Here is a 13,498-nt window from a genome sequence, read left to right as displayed (position 1 = left end):
CATGGACCCCGACACCGACCGGGTCAGCGAATCCCTGCCCGCCTACGACATTGGCGGAGAACTCGGGCGGGGCGGCTGGGGAGTCGTGCTCTCGGGCCGTCACCGTGCGCTCGGGCGGCCGGTGGCCATCAAGCAACTGCCACCGGCGTTCGCGTCCGATCCGGCTGTCCGGCACCGCTTTACGGCCGAGGGTCGACTGCTCGCGTCGTTGGATCATCCACACGTCGTTCCGGTGTACGACTACGTCGAGCGCGACGGTCTCTGCCTGCTGGTGATGGAGCTGCTGCCCGGCGGGACGGTGTGGAACCGGTTCGCCGGCACCGGACTGAACGCGCACTCGGCCGTCGCCGTGGTGCTCGCCTGCGCGGCCGGTCTCAAGGCCGCGCACGATCGGGGGATCCTGCACCGGGACGTGAAGCCCGAGAACCTGATGTTCGCCGCGTCGGGTGCGGTCAAGGTGACAGATTTCGGGATCGCGAAGGTCGTCGGCGGCGACGAGACGCTCGCAACGAGGGAGGGCGACGTCATCGGAACCCCGTCCTATATCGCGCCCGAGCAGGCCCGCGGCGGTGAATTGTCCCCGGCGACCGACGTTTACGCGATGGCGACGATGCTCTACGAACTGCTCTCCGGTTCGCTGCCCTTCCCGCCTGCGGACGAGCCGATGGCGATCCTGTTCATGCACGCCTTCGATCAGCCGACGCCGCTGAGCGAGACCGCCCCGACCATTCCGGAGCAGATCGCCGAGGTGGTGATGCGGGGATTGGCGACGGATCCGCAGCAGCGCTATGCGACGGCCGAGGAATTCGGGGTCGCCCTCGCCGCGGCTTCCACCGGGCGGTGGGGGCCGGGTTGGCTTGCCACCGAGGGAATTCCGGTGATGGGCGCGGACACGATCGTGACCGCCGCCGGGATGGGGACCACGCCGCCGCCGACGCTGGTGGAGGGGGAGCCGCTGCCGGTGACGCGGCCGCTGGCCAGGCCGTCGACCGGAGCGTCGACGGCGCGAGATGACGTGCCGCCGACCATCGCGCAGGGGGGCCAGACGGTTGCCGGGGTCGGCGAGCCGACGGTCGGCGGGGTCGGTGAGCCGACGGTCGCGGGTGTCGGTGAGCCGGCGGCGGGGTCGGTTCCTCCGCGGACCGCGCCCGTGTCGTCGCCGACGTCGCCGACGGTGCGCCCGACGATCTCCGTGCACGCTCGAGGCGTGCGACTGGTCGACGTCGCGGAGGCGGATCTGGTGCCGGTGCGGTCGGTGGTGGACATCCCGTCGCCGCGGGTGCCCTACCGCATCGCGGCCGCGATCGCGGCGATCGCTGTGGCGGTGGCGCTGCTGGGTCTCGGATCGGCGGTCGGCGGGCAGACCCCGCCCCCCGGGGCCGTGACCGTCGCGGGGGTGGACCCCGCGGTCGTCGATCCGGTCCGTATCGATCTCGTGCAGCCCGTGGCGGTATCCGCGGCCGGTCCGGTGCCCGCCGACTCGGTGAGCATGACCCTGAAGGCCTTCGGTCAGCCGGTGAAGCAGGTGCGGACTGCGCCGCTGGTGCCCGTGGACGGCAGCGTCGCGGCCACTCTGCCGTCGCTCGGCGGTCAGTATCTCGTGGCGGGGCAACTCACCGGTGAACTGTCCTTCCTGCAGGCGGGCCGGGTGACTCAGACCTGGCAGTTCCCCGTGCGTACCGAGCAATCGGCGATCTCGACGGCCGTTGCCGTCGGCGTCGCGGCGTTGTTCCTGTTCGGGATCGCGTATGTGGAATCGTTCGTCCGCTCGTTGCGCCGGGGGCGTCGACGGATCTCCGGGAGCGTCGGTCTCCCGTTGAGCGTGGGTGTCCTCGCGGTTGCCGTCGTCGGCGCCGTCTGGGTGGTGTTGGGCCGGCAGCCCACCGTCGCCACCGTCGTGGTGTGCGCGGTGCTCGGGGTTCTGGCCGGGGTGGCCGCGGCGATCGGTGCTGCGCGGGTCGGACGGCGTCGCCGCTACCGCCGGGCGCAGTGGGAGGAGGATCGTCGGGCCGATCAACGGCGGGCCCGGCGCGCAGCCGTCCGCTGACGGGCGTGGGATCCCCGAGTCGCTCGCTATCCGCGTCCGCGCACGGCGGTCACGAAGGCCGCCATCAGTTCGGGGTCCTTGACGCCGCGGCTCGACTCGATGCCGCTGGAGACGTCGACACCCCAGGCCCCGCTGGCGTCCAGGGCGCGTGCGACATTGTCGGGGGCGAGGCCGCCGGCGAGGATCCACCGACCGCTCGGCAGTAGCGACCGGTCCTGCCAGTCCCAGGTGATCCCGGCCCCGGCCACGGCGCCGTCGATGAGCAGGAGATCCTCGCCGAAGCTCGCCGCGGGGTCGCCCGCGCTGCCGGTGTTCACCGCCCGCACGACGCGCAGCCCGGCGTCGTGCAGGGCAGAGACCTCGTCGGCGGACCGCAGGTCGTGCACCTGCACGACGTCGAGTCCCGCGGTGGCGGCCGCGGAGACGATGTCGGCGATCCCGATTCCGGTGAACACCCCGATCGCCAGGACGCCATCGGGGACGTGCTGTCGCAGCTGTGCGGCTGTTTCCGGGGTCACCTGACGCGGGCTCCGGGCCAGCACGAATCCCACCGCGTCGACGCCGAGGGCCACGGCGCGGTCCACCGTCGCCTCGTCGCGCAGGCCACACATCTTGATGAATGTCATTGGGATCGCCGATCGTCCGGGTGTTCGTCCACTCGAGGATAGGGGACGCGGAACGAAGTATTGCCGCGTCGAAATGTAGTAGTTATGCTACAAACAATCGAAGGTTGATGATTGGGAGGGCTCATGGCTTCGAGCAACGGGGTTGTTCTCGATGTCGCACAACTGCGGATGCGGTACGACGACACCGATGTCCTGCACGACGTGACATTTCAGGCCGGATGCGGGGAGGTGCTGGTGATGCTCGGGCCCAACGGCGCGGGCAAGACCACCACGATCGAGATCCTCGAGGGGTTTCGCAGGAGGTCTGCCGGTCGCGTCGACGTGCTCGGGTCCGATCCCGAACACGGAGACGAACTGTGGCGTGCACGGATCGGCGTCGTGCTGCAGTCCTGGCGTGACCACGCGAAGTGGCGGGTGCGCGAACTGCTCGACCATCTGGGTGCCTTCTACCGCCCCTACTCCACCGGCAGGGTCCAACGACCTTGGGACACAGATGAACTCATCGCGCTGGTCGGCCTCACCGAACAGGCGGGCGCCAAGATCTCCACCCTGTCCGGTGGCCAGCGGCGCAGGCTGGACGTAGCGATCGGCGTCGTCGGCAGGCCCGAACTGCTGTTCATGGATGAACCGACCGCCGGTTTCGACCCGGCCGCGAGGCGCGACTTCCACGATCTGGTGCACCGGCTCGCCGATCTCGAGGACACCACCGTGCTGCTCACCACGCACGACCTCGACGAAGCCGAGAAGCTGGCCGACCGGATCCTGATCCTGGCCGGCGGTCGCATCATCGCCGACGGCTCACCCGACGAGCTGTCCCGCTCCATCGCCGGTGAGGCCCAGGTGAGCTGGACGGTGGACGATCAGCGGTTCGTCCACACCACCACCCAGTCGACCAAGTTCGTGCACGAGCTGTTCAAGCAGCACGGCGACGGCATCAGTGAGCTCGAGGTGCGCCGCGCCTCGCTGGAAGACACCTATATGACCCTGGTCCGGCGCGCCGAATCCGGCGACGAAGCCGACGCCGTCCACACCCTCGCGGAGGTCACCCGATGAGCGCCACTGCCACCCGTGCCGGTCTCGCCCGCGGCTGGATCGAACTGCGGCAGCTGTACAGCAACGGGCCCGATCTGATCGGTCAGTTCCTCACTCCCGCCATCGCACTCGGCGTCCTGTTCCTGCTGCGCAACCGCATGTACGGCGACCCCGGACTGTCCGTCGCCGAGCTGGCACTGCCCGGACTGCTCGGCAGCATCATCGCCTTCAACGGCCTCTACGCGCTGCTCAATGTGCTGGTCCTGGACCGGGAGGACGGCACGCTGCTGCGCGCGAAGGCGGTTCCGAAGGGCATGGTCGGCTACTTCGTCGGCAAGATCGTGGCCACCGCCGGTTCGGTGATCGTGCAGGTGGCTATCGTGCTCGGTGTGGGCATGGTGATCATCGGCGGCTCCTCGCTGTCCGGACCGGGTGCGTGGGCGACCTTCACGTGGGTGGTGGCGCTCGGCCTGCTGGCCGCGCTGCCCGTCGGCGCGATCCTGGGCAGTGTGCTCGACACTCGGTCGGCCTTCCTGCTGACGATGCCGTTGATGGGTTTGATCGCCATCTCGGGCATCTTCTATCCGATCACCGCCCTGCCGGGCTGGCTGCAGGCGCTCGGCCAGGTGTTCCCGATGTACTGGATCGGACTCGGCATGCGCTCGGCGCTGCTGCCCGCCGATGCGGTCACCATCGAGATCGATCAGTCGTGGCGTCATCTCGAAACCGCTTCGGTGCTGGGGGTGTGGGCCATCGCGGGCCTGCTCGTCGCGCCCATCGTGTTGCGGCGCATGGCCCGGCACGAATCCGGCGCCACGATGGCGGCGCGGCGGGACAAGGCGATGCAGCGTGCCTTCTGAGGTCATCTACAACCGCATCGCGATGCTGCGCGCCGAGCGTGGCATCTCGCGGCGGGAGCTGGCCGAAGCTCTTGGCGTCCACTATCAGACGGTCGGCTATCTCGAACGCGGCGAATACAGTCCCAGCCTGCATCTGGCGTTGCGGATCGCCGCGCACTTCGAGGTGGCGGTGGAGGTCGTGTTCTCCACCGATCCCTTTCCCCGGCTGGGGTCGGGCACCGAGACTGCGTGACCTCGTGCGGGCTGCCCGAGGCATGTCCGCGACTACGTCGGTAGACCGCGGGTCGTGCACCTCGCTCAGAAGGGCGGTGCTTGGTCCAGGTCGATGGCGAGAATCGGTCGGGCGGGTTCGCGGGGTTTGAGGCGTCTCCAGTCGGGTGACAGTGTGTCGAGGAGGTAGGCAAGGTCGTCCTCAGCCCCGCACCCACGGTTGCGGTCCGCGATGTTGCGGAGGGCGCCTTCGTTGGCGGGGTCGGGATCGGTGGCAGGCGAGTTGGGGGCATCACTCTCAATCCCGCCGCACCGCGGGTTGCTTTGGGTGTCAAGGTCGTTGGGATCGGTGAAGGATCCGCCGGGGTCGGTGAAGGGTCCGGCGGGTTCGGTGATGGTGCGGGTGCCGTGGGGGTCGGTCCATTCCAGCCGGCCGGCGCCGATTTGCTTGACGGTCCAGTAGCCCTCGGTCTTGAGGCGATGGTGTTTTCGGCACAGGCAGGCCAGGTTCTGTTCGATGGTCAGCCCGCCGAGTGCGGGGTCGGCGTGGTTGAACGGGATCGTGTGGTCGATGTCGCAATCCTGGGCTCGCGCAGTGCAGTTGGGGAAGCGGCAGGTGCCGTCTCGAGTTCGGATGATCTCGGCGAGGCGTTTGCTGGGTTGGTAGGTGAGGGCTTCGCGGGAGGTCTTGGTGCGGCCCAGGATGGCGGACGGGGCGATACCCGCGGCCTTGAGGGCTTTGCCGACGCCGAGGATAGGTCCATGGGGGTGGATGTCGATGCGGCGACCCGAGACCCATGGTTCGCCGGTCCCGGTTTCTGTTGTGCTGGTGAACAGTTCGGGTGAGCCGGTGCGGAGCTCGTCGATGAGGGTGTCGATGAGACGTTGCCGGTCCTTGTCGGACAGTGTCAGGACCTGCTTCCACGTGCCGTCGGCGGCGAGGTCACGGGCGAGGTCTGCATCGATGGCGCCGTAGCCGTGGAGGTAGCCGGGGAGGTCGTCGAGGCCGAGCAGGGTGGTGACCGAGACACCTACCAGGATAGTCGCTTTGGGTTGAGGTGCCTTGGCGGTCGTGTGGTCTTCGGCAGTGTCGGAGTGGCCTGTGCTGGTGTCGTCGGCGGCGCGGGGCTTTCCGTTCATCGCGGGGCAGTGCTCGTGTCCGCATTGGCAGGGCAGGTGGTTGGCGCCGTCGACGAGGGCGATCAGGGCGTCGGCCCGGCGTTGGGCATGGGTGCGGGGGTCGTCGGCGCATACCTGTAGCGACATTTCGCGTAGTCGCATGGAGAGTCGTTGCGCGCCAGTGCTGGGCAAGAGTCCGTCGAGGGTTGACATGCCGTCGTCGGCGGCGTGGGTGCGGACGTCGCGGTCCTCTTCGGCGCGTTCGCGGCGACGGCGGACCCCGTCGGGATCCAGGCGGGCGATCAGGCGGCGGGCGCGTTGCTTGAGCTTGGTGGAGGAGTGCCGTCCCGCGCCGTCGAGCAGGCGCTTCTCGATGTCGTCGAGTTTGTCGTCGGAGACGTTCGCCAACGCGTCGGCGATCGCCCGGGTTTGGGCGAGGTCGAGCTCTCCTGCCTCGAGCGCGGCCGACACCCGGTGCAGGCGCCAGCGCAGGTCGCAGCCGAGGTCGATCATCGCGGTGGCGGCGCGTTCGGTGATATGCAAGATCGCGGCAATCTCAACGTGTGCGAATTCGCCCTGGTGGGCCTCGTTCTTGCCGCGTCGGGCGTCTTCCTCGCAGCGGGCGAGATAGAGGGTGGCGACGGCCTGGATCTCGTGAAACTGTTCGCGGGCGATGCGGGCGTGGTGTTGTCGCAGCGTGGCCGGTTGTTCACAATCCGGCACGCCGTCGAGCAGCCCCGATGCCGACCCGCTATCGAACATGTGTACGAGTATATCGGAGTGGGCCGACAGTCTTGGATGTCGTCGAGGTCTGACGTCGCGGACGATATCCGGCACCGGGCCTGGAGTTCCAGCCGCTGCGCGCCGACTTGTTCAAGCCGGAGTCGACCGCGCTGATCGACGAGGTGGGCCTGGCCAACGAGGCGACGCAGCGGGTGCTCGAACACCTGCTGCTGTCGAAGGGATCGAAGGGCCGCCGCGGCGCCGACCGCGGCTTCATCTCGTACGCGGAGCTGGTTCTTGGGATCTGGCGTATGCCTATGCGACCGGAGCTCTGACAGCATCCCGAGCGACGCACCCCTTGGGGGGAATTACATGATCGCTGGCACCGCGGAGACGAGCCAGTACCGCACGGAGTCCCGTCGTGGTTGGCGACACACCCGCATCGATTCGCGCGGTTCAGTCGCGATTGTGCGATCCTGGTCGGCTTCCCATCCGACGGAAGCCACACGGCATGTGAGAGCACGTCAGAAAGCTAAGAACAATGACAGGACGGGAAGATTCCGAACGCGCACACGACTGGACAAGTCGGCTGGAAGCGTTCGCTTCGGCATTGGATGACATCGACGGCGATACGGCCATCAGCTTCTGCGAGCACGCATTCGAGGCATGGCAACACCTCGCTCTGGCAGAACTGCCTCCGAGGACCAGTCCAGTAATCCTGATTGCCTTGGAGCCCTTGAACGCTCTGATGAAAGTTATGACCACGGTGACGATCGATTGGCAGGACACACCTGATGTCCGGGATCGACTGACGCGCGATGGTGCCCAGCGGCTGGCCGAAGACGCGCTGAATGCCATCGTGGACGCTTGTCACCGGTGGTCGTCCGAGGGGATGCCGTCGCTAGACCAGATCAAACAGCGGACCTCGGCCGTGGGGGCGGACATCAAGGAGATGGAAGTAGTGCTCAAGAAGCGGAATGCCAACCTCGACAAGCAGGATGCCGAGGCTGAGGCAGACCGCTACGGCGCTGTCCTGGGCTATCACGACCCGAACCTTGACGCGAAGGTCATCTTCACCAAGGTATGTTCGTTCACAGACGAAGAGCACCGCCGCTATCTGGATGCGTACGAACGGCTTCGGCAGATGACCGACAGCGAGCTGTTCCGCCACATCTCGGACGAGCACGATGTGCTGTGTGACGTGCTGATCGGCATCCTCCAGGACCTACGGGACCACCGCATCTCAATCACCGATGAGGACGCGATGGATGAGCGTAGGCGCAAACTTCGCTCGGCGCTGATCTCGTTCACCACTGCGCTGCAGATTCACGAGGATCAAACCGTCCGTGCCGCAAGAAGCACCTTCGGTCGCAACACGCCAGAAGTGCAAGCAGTCCAGGCGCTCTTCAACAACCTCAGGCACGACTCGTTCGAGTATCGCTGGCTGGGCGAACTGCGCGACGCCCTGCTGCACGGCGATATCAATGCATTCAAGTACCAGTTCACCGCACGGATGGACGGAGAGCCTACGGTGAACGTCGACATGGACCGCGAGTACATACTGGAGTTCACCAAAGCGTCGCGGAAGAAGTGGCTCAACCGTGGCCAGCTGGAGGCAATGGCATCTGATCCGAGCGTCCTGGACATGATCAAAGCGGTGCAACCCGAGCTCGGCGAGCTTCAGGACACGCTGGACGAGATCATGTATCCGAATGTCACCGAGGACGCCGCTACGATCAGGGAACTCATTGGCCGGTTCGACGGTCGGCAGGGCATGTACTGTCTACAAACCGGTCCCGGTTTCACACGCCGCATCGGTATTCCGCCGTTCCATCGTCTTGCGCCGCGCATTCTGCAGTTCGCCGAGAGCCACCGCCGATCTGGATAACACGTTGGCCATCCACTCCCATGCGGCGGACGCCGACAACCCCACCCGACCGGCTCCCTGCACATGCTGCCCGACGGGAGGCTTCACCTGCTCAAACTCCCGTCGGGCAGGATCACGCGCACCGGTGGCGGCACACCCACAGTGTCCAACAGGACGGCGTCGAACAGGTCGACGAACGCGGCCAGGGTGGCCTCGCCGCCCTCTTCGGGCGCCACCGGTCGATGCGCGGCGGTCGCCGGTGACAACGCAACGGGCACCCCGTTCCGGGTCAACCAGGACACGATGGCCTCGCCCGGATTGGTCCGGTTCTCCGGCAGATTCCCGGTCGCGATGCGCTCGACCATTCGCGCGAACCCCGCACAGTCGAACTTCCGGACGATGAGCACGGCGCCCAGCACGGCGTTGTGCTCCTCGAGCCGGCCATACCACCGCTCGAGCGTGAACCCCGACCAGAACCGTTGCGCGAGATACTCGATATCCTCCGTCAACGTTTCCACGCCCCAGACCGAAACGGTCCGACGATCGAAGTTGACATTGGATACCGCCCACGGGATGGTCCGAGACCATCGGTTCCATCGGACCGGGACGATGTGATGCGAACGGCTCCGGCACCACCATGAAATGCTCGTCTACGAATGGGATCGACGTCCAGACGTGGTGGATGCCACGACGAGCGGTGGAGAACACCACCCCGCACGCTGCGTCCTCGGTCCAGAGCCGGATCATCGTCTCGCGACCGGCATTCAGATCACCCGATACGCTCGGGTCACACACGTCAACCGTCACCGAAAGAGGTAGAGATGCGGCTCGAGCATGCGGTGTTCCTCGGCGCGACCGGAGCCACGGTGCTCGGTGCGGTCGTCGGAAACGAGAGGCTGCAGCAGGTCGCCAAGCCGCTGATCGCGCCCGCCCTCGCGGCCCGGGTGCTGCGCGAGCGCTCCGAGACGGACGCCGCCGACACCGCCCTGCTCGTCACCGGTCTCGCCGCCGCCACCGTCGGCGACGTCTTCATGATCGACCCCGACAACGATGCCAGGCTGGTGCGCGGCGCCTCGTCGTTCGCCGTCATGCAGGCCGCCTACACGACGCTGCTGCTACGGCGCGGTGCGCGCCCCACCGCGCCCGCCGTGATCCCGCGGAAGCTGGGCTGGCTCGGCGCGGCCGGGCTGCTGCGGGCGAAGGCACGTACGGTCTCCACCCCGCTCACCGCGTACGGTGCCGCACTGGCCACGACGTCCACGCTCTCGGCCGACCCGGCGCTGGCCCCCGGCGCCACGACCACCGCGGGTCTGGCACTGCCGAACGCGGACCGGCGGAGCTGGCTCGGGCTGGGTGGGCTGCTGTTCACCGGCTCGGACGGCCTGATCGTGGTGCGGCGGCTGTTCATCCGCAAGGAGTCGGGCCGTCGGGCCGCCGAGGGCGTGATCCTCGCGAGCTACGCGGCCGCGCAGTTCCTCCTGGTCGAAGGCATGCTCGCGCTCGGCAGGAAGAACCGCACCAGGTAGGACGCGGGCCGCTGAACCCCGATCAGGGGCAGAGCACGATCCGGTCGCGGTTGTGGGGATCGACCCGGATCGGCACCGTCTTGCCGGGTTCGAAGCGCTCGCGCATGGACTCGGGGACCTCGTAGACCACCCGGCCCGAGTAGGACTCCTCGCCCGGGACCGTCAGCGCGAGCCGCAGCTCGGTCAGTTGCCCGTGGTCGGCGGTTTCGGCGAGCCGCTGCGCGCTCTCGATCCGGGCCCAGCCCTCGAGGCCACGCTTCTCCAGCTTCCGGTCCGCCCGGGTCGGCCGGTCCGCCCAGATCATCCCGAGCCCGAGCGCCGAACCGAACGCGGCCAGCAGCCCGCCGATCTGGTAGGGGATCGTGGCCGGCGGCGTGTGCTGGACCAGCCACCCCAACCAGATCGCCAGGACGATCAGGTAGCCGACGGTGATGGTCAGCACCGTGCGGACGATGCGCTCGTGAAACATCGAATCCTCCACCCACCAGGGTAGGCCCAGCGCCTACCCTGGCCGACATGGCGAAGAAGGCAGTGGTCATCACCGGGGCGGCGGCCGGGATCGGCAGGGCGACCGCGCTGGAGTTCGCGCGGGCCGGATATCTCGTCGGGGCCTTCGACATCGACGAGCCCGGACTCGCGGATCTCGCGCAGGAGATCCGCGCGGCAGGCGGCGAGGTCTCGACGGGCCTGCTCGACGTCACCGACGCCGAGCAGTGGGACGCGCGGCTCGGCGAGTTCGCCGAGGTGGCCACGCATCGTCTCGACATCCTGGTGAACAACGCGGGTGTGCTCTCGTCGGGCCCGTTCGAGGACATCTCCCTCGCCGAGCACCAGCGGATGGTCGACATCAACGTCGGCGGCGTCGTGCTGGGCTGCCGGGCCGCCTTCCCTTACCTGCAGGCGACACCCGGTTCGCAGGTGGTGAACCTCTGTTCTGCCTCGGCGATCTACGGCCAGCCCGAGCTCGCCACCTACAGCGCCACCAAGTTCGCGATCCGAGGGTTGACCGAGGCTCTGGAACTGGAATGGCGGCGGCACCGGATTCGGGTGCTCGCGGTCTGGCCACTGTTCGTGAACACCGCGATGACGGGGGACATGGACATGCGCGCGGTCGACTCCCTCGGCATCAAGCTGACGGCGTCGGACGTGGCGAAGGTCGTCGTCAAGGCCACCCGACGTTCGCACCGGATGCTGGCGAAGGTGCACTATCCGGTGGGCAGGCAGGCCGGGCTGATGATGCTGGCGGCCCGGTTCTCGCCCGCCTGGTTGAGCAGGGAGGTCAACCGGCGGATCAGTCACAGCTAGAGCGGGCACTCAAATCCCGTTCGGCGGTCCTCCTCGGTCGGCCACTAGAGTTCTGTGGCGACCGTCGAGGAAGGGTGTGCGTGTGCGTTCAGGTCGGATTGTGGCAGCGGTGTTCGGAGTCGGAGTGGTGTTCGGTGCGGCCGCCTGCGGTACGTCTGGGGCCGACGAGACCCCGCTGACCAGCACCGCCGCTCCCGCGACCACGACGTCGACGCCGGTCACCACCACCCTCGCGCCGACCACGACCACCACCGTCCCCCCGACGACGACCACCACGGCGCCTCCCTCGACCACCGCCGCCGAGTACGCGCGCAACGAGGCGGTCTACTTCAGCTCGCCGACGGGCGGCTTCGAGTGCGGCATCATCTCGCTGCCGACCCGGACCGAGGCCGGCTGTCAGGGCGCCACCACCCCGATCCCGGCCCGGCCGGACAACTGCATGGTGAACTGGGGCAACGGGATCCGGGTGACGGGCAACGGCCCCGGGGAGTTCCTGTGCTCCGGCGGGCCGGTCTACACCTCCGGCGTCTCGGCGGCGGAGGCCGTGCTCCCGATCGGGGACAAGGTGAGCGCGTTCGGGTTCACCTGCAAGTCCGAGGCGAAGGGCGTGACCTGTGTGAAGGACGACACCGGCCACGGGTTCCGGATCGCGACCGACTCCAACGACACGTTCTGAGCGACGGAGCCGGGGAGGTGTCCCTCCCCGGCTCCGTCGAGTTCGGTCGCGCTCAGTGCGCGGCGACGCCCAACGCGTCGACGATGTCCCCTGCGGTCCGCCTGCCCATCCGGATGGCACCGTCCACGTGCTGGTATCCGGCGCCGGCGATGTCCGAGCAGGAGAAGTGGATCGGCCCGACGGGGGCGCGCTGGTCGCGCCCGTACCGGTGCAGGCCGCCGAGATCGAAGCTGGCGGCGTAGGCGCCGCGGGTCCATTCCTCGGAGCCCCAGTCGGATTCGTAGTAGACCACCGGCTCGGCGGCCTCGGGTCCGAGGAAGCGTGCGATGGACTCCAGGATCCGCGCCCGGCGCTCGTCCGCCGGCAGCTCGAACATGGCGTCGGCCTTCTCGTCCGAGACGAAGGCGACGAGGGTGCCGCGGCTGTCGCCGTAGTTGGTGTTGTCGTAGACCTCCTGCACCACCTCCCCGGCGCTGAACCCGGTGCCGGACAGCCCCTCCGTGCGCCAGAACGGCGTCTCGTAGACCGCGTGGACCTTGATGACGAGGCCGAGGGACTGGTGCTGGTGCATCTGGTGCTGCCTGCGCGGCAGCGGCGGGTCGAACGAGACCCGCGGGTAGAGGTTCGGCGGCACCGCCAGCACGACGCGGCGGGCCTCGACCTGCAGGTCGCCGTCGGCGAGGACGGTGACCCCGTCGGCGCCCCACCTGATCGTGCGGACCGGCGAGTTCAGGTGGACGTCGTCGCCCAATGTCTCCGCCAGGCCGAGCGAGACCTGCTGCATGCCGCCGATCACCCGCCGGTCGAGGATGAAGTCCTCGTTCACGAGGTTGCTGAACGAACCGGCGGACGCAGCCATCAGCACCGCCTGCAGCGCCGAGAACGCGTGCGCCGGCTTGGTCAGCATGCCGCCCGCGACGAACAGGCTGATGTTGTCGCGCGCCTCCTGGTCGTCGCTGAGGCCGGCCAGCCACTGCCGGAACGAGACGGTGTCCAGTTCCCGGGCGCGCGGGTGCGCCCACGGCTCCTCGGCGCCGATCTCGGCGGCGAGCTCGTCCAGGATCGCGACGAGCCGGTCCATCTCGGCGCGGGTGTGGTCGCTGACCGGAAAGCTGTCACCCGAGTACACGGTGCGCTCGCCGTTCGGGGCGATGTAGACCGACTCGCCGTCGCGGTAACGGTCGAAGGTCTTGAGCCCCAACGTCTCCAGGGTGGCGTAGAGGGCCGACTGGTCGGGGGAGACCCACTGCCCGCCGATCTCGAGCATCGCGCCGTCGACGGTGTCGGTCCACGTCCGCCCGCCGACGCGGTCCCTGGCCTCGAGAACCGCAACGGTGAGCCCGGCCTTCGTCAGTTCGGTGGCGGCGGTGAGGCCGGACGGCCCGGCGCCGACGATCACGACATCACGGGTGATTGCGGGCAAGAGAACTCCTTCGTCGCAGGGTGATTGGTTCGATTCTGTGGCCCACGGCACACATCTTGCTGGTGCCGATGCGTCGAATCTGGC

At 68.2% G+C, this 13,498-nt stretch carries 13 protein-coding genes and 1 pseudogene; 9 read left to right on the top strand and 5 right to left on the bottom strand.

What is annotated here, in order from left to right; genetic code table 11:
- Position 1: 1 nt before the first annotated feature.
- A complete protein-coding gene (locus ACFQS9_RS00660) occupies positions 2-2,047 on the top strand; it encodes a serine/threonine-protein kinase (RefSeq protein WP_378400506.1) in 2,046 nt (681 codons plus the stop codon).
- A gap of 26 nt (positions 2,048-2,073) precedes the next feature.
- Here ACFQS9_RS00660 and ACFQS9_RS00655 read toward each other — a convergent pair whose 3' ends face one another.
- Entirely contained in the window at positions 2,074-2,673 is a 600-nt protein-coding gene (locus ACFQS9_RS00655) for a phosphoribosylanthranilate isomerase (protein WP_378400504.1), read from the bottom strand.
- Between the two features lie 123 nt (positions 2,674-2,796).
- On the opposite strand from ACFQS9_RS00655, the gene ACFQS9_RS00650 reads away from it, so the two are divergent.
- From ACFQS9_RS00650 to ACFQS9_RS00640, 3 genes are read left to right on the top strand one after another with little or no spacing between them, the layout of a single operon-like run.
- Entirely contained in the window at positions 2,797-3,726 is a 930-nt protein-coding gene (locus ACFQS9_RS00650; RefSeq protein WP_378400502.1) for an ABC transporter ATP-binding protein, read from the top strand.
- Positions 3,723-4,565, top strand: a complete 843-nt coding sequence (locus tag ACFQS9_RS00645) for an ABC transporter permease (RefSeq protein ID WP_378400500.1) — start codon at positions 3,723-3,725, stop codon at positions 4,563-4,565. The genes ACFQS9_RS00650 and ACFQS9_RS00645 overlap by 4 nt, the downstream gene beginning before the upstream one ends.
- On the top strand, positions 4,555-4,797 hold the full coding sequence (locus ACFQS9_RS00640; RefSeq protein WP_378400498.1) for a helix-turn-helix transcriptional regulator: 243 nt from the start codon (positions 4,555-4,557) through the stop codon (positions 4,795-4,797). Before ACFQS9_RS00645 ends, ACFQS9_RS00640 begins: the two co-directional genes overlap by 11 nt.
- Before the next feature lie 65 nt (positions 4,798-4,862).
- On the opposite strand, the gene ACFQS9_RS00635 is transcribed toward ACFQS9_RS00640, so the two are convergent.
- The gene (locus ACFQS9_RS00635) at positions 4,863-6,656 is read right to left on the bottom strand and encodes an HNH endonuclease signature motif containing protein (protein ID WP_378400496.1); all 1,794 of its coding nucleotides are present in this window, start codon (positions 6,654-6,656) and stop codon (positions 4,863-4,865) included.
- Between the two features lie 68 nt (positions 6,657-6,724).
- On the opposite strand from ACFQS9_RS00635, the pseudogene ACFQS9_RS00630 reads away from it, so the two are divergent.
- Together ACFQS9_RS00630 and ACFQS9_RS00625 are read left to right on the top strand one after the other, a co-directional pair.
- Positions 6,725-6,910, top strand: a pseudogene (locus ACFQS9_RS00630) (hypothetical protein); the annotation flags it as partial.
- Between the two features lie 248 nt (positions 6,911-7,158).
- On the top strand, positions 7,159-8,505 hold the full coding sequence (locus tag ACFQS9_RS00625) for a hypothetical protein (protein WP_378400494.1): 1,347 nt from the start codon (positions 7,159-7,161) through the stop codon (positions 8,503-8,505).
- 83 nt (positions 8,506-8,588) lie between these two features.
- Here ACFQS9_RS00625 and ACFQS9_RS00620 read toward each other — a convergent pair whose 3' ends face one another.
- Positions 8,589-9,002, bottom strand: coding sequence for a hypothetical protein (locus tag ACFQS9_RS00620; protein WP_378400493.1), 414 nt, complete (start codon positions 9,000-9,002; stop codon positions 8,589-8,591).
- 303 nt (positions 9,003-9,305) lie between these two features.
- Here ACFQS9_RS00620 and ACFQS9_RS00615 point away from each other — a divergent pair, with 303 nt between their 5' ends.
- The gene (locus ACFQS9_RS00615) at positions 9,306-10,010 is read left to right on the top strand and encodes a lysoplasmalogenase (RefSeq protein ID WP_378400491.1); all 705 of its coding nucleotides are present in this window, start codon (positions 9,306-9,308) and stop codon (positions 10,008-10,010) included.
- Positions 10,011-10,032: 22 nt separating this feature from the next.
- On the opposite strand, the gene ACFQS9_RS00610 is transcribed toward ACFQS9_RS00615, so the two are convergent.
- Complete coding sequence (locus ACFQS9_RS00610) at positions 10,033-10,479, bottom strand: hypothetical protein (protein WP_378400489.1); 447 nt, start codon at positions 10,477-10,479, stop codon at positions 10,033-10,035.
- Positions 10,480-10,526: 47 nt separating this feature from the next.
- Between ACFQS9_RS00610 and ACFQS9_RS00605 the strand changes: the two genes are divergently transcribed.
- Positions 10,527-11,315, top strand: a complete 789-nt coding sequence (locus ACFQS9_RS00605; RefSeq protein WP_378400487.1) for an SDR family oxidoreductase — start codon at positions 10,527-10,529, stop codon at positions 11,313-11,315.
- 109 nt (positions 11,316-11,424) lie between these two features.
- Positions 11,425-11,991, top strand: a complete 567-nt coding sequence (locus ACFQS9_RS00600) for a DUF6636 domain-containing protein (protein ID WP_378400485.1) — start codon at positions 11,425-11,427, stop codon at positions 11,989-11,991.
- Between the two features lie 52 nt (positions 11,992-12,043).
- Here the strand turns inward: ACFQS9_RS00600 and ACFQS9_RS00595 are convergent, their stop codons facing one another.
- A complete protein-coding gene (locus ACFQS9_RS00595; protein ID WP_378400483.1) occupies positions 12,044-13,414 on the bottom strand; it encodes a flavin monoamine oxidase family protein in 1,371 nt (456 codons plus the stop codon).
- Positions 13,415-13,498 lie beyond the last annotated feature (84 nt).

This window comes from Rhodococcus daqingensis (assembly GCF_042665615.1).
GTDB classification, from domain to species: domain Bacteria; phylum Actinomycetota; class Actinomycetes; order Mycobacteriales; family Mycobacteriaceae; genus Rhodococcus_G; species Rhodococcus_G daqingensis.
This window is presented reverse-complemented; position numbering and strand designations above follow the sequence as displayed.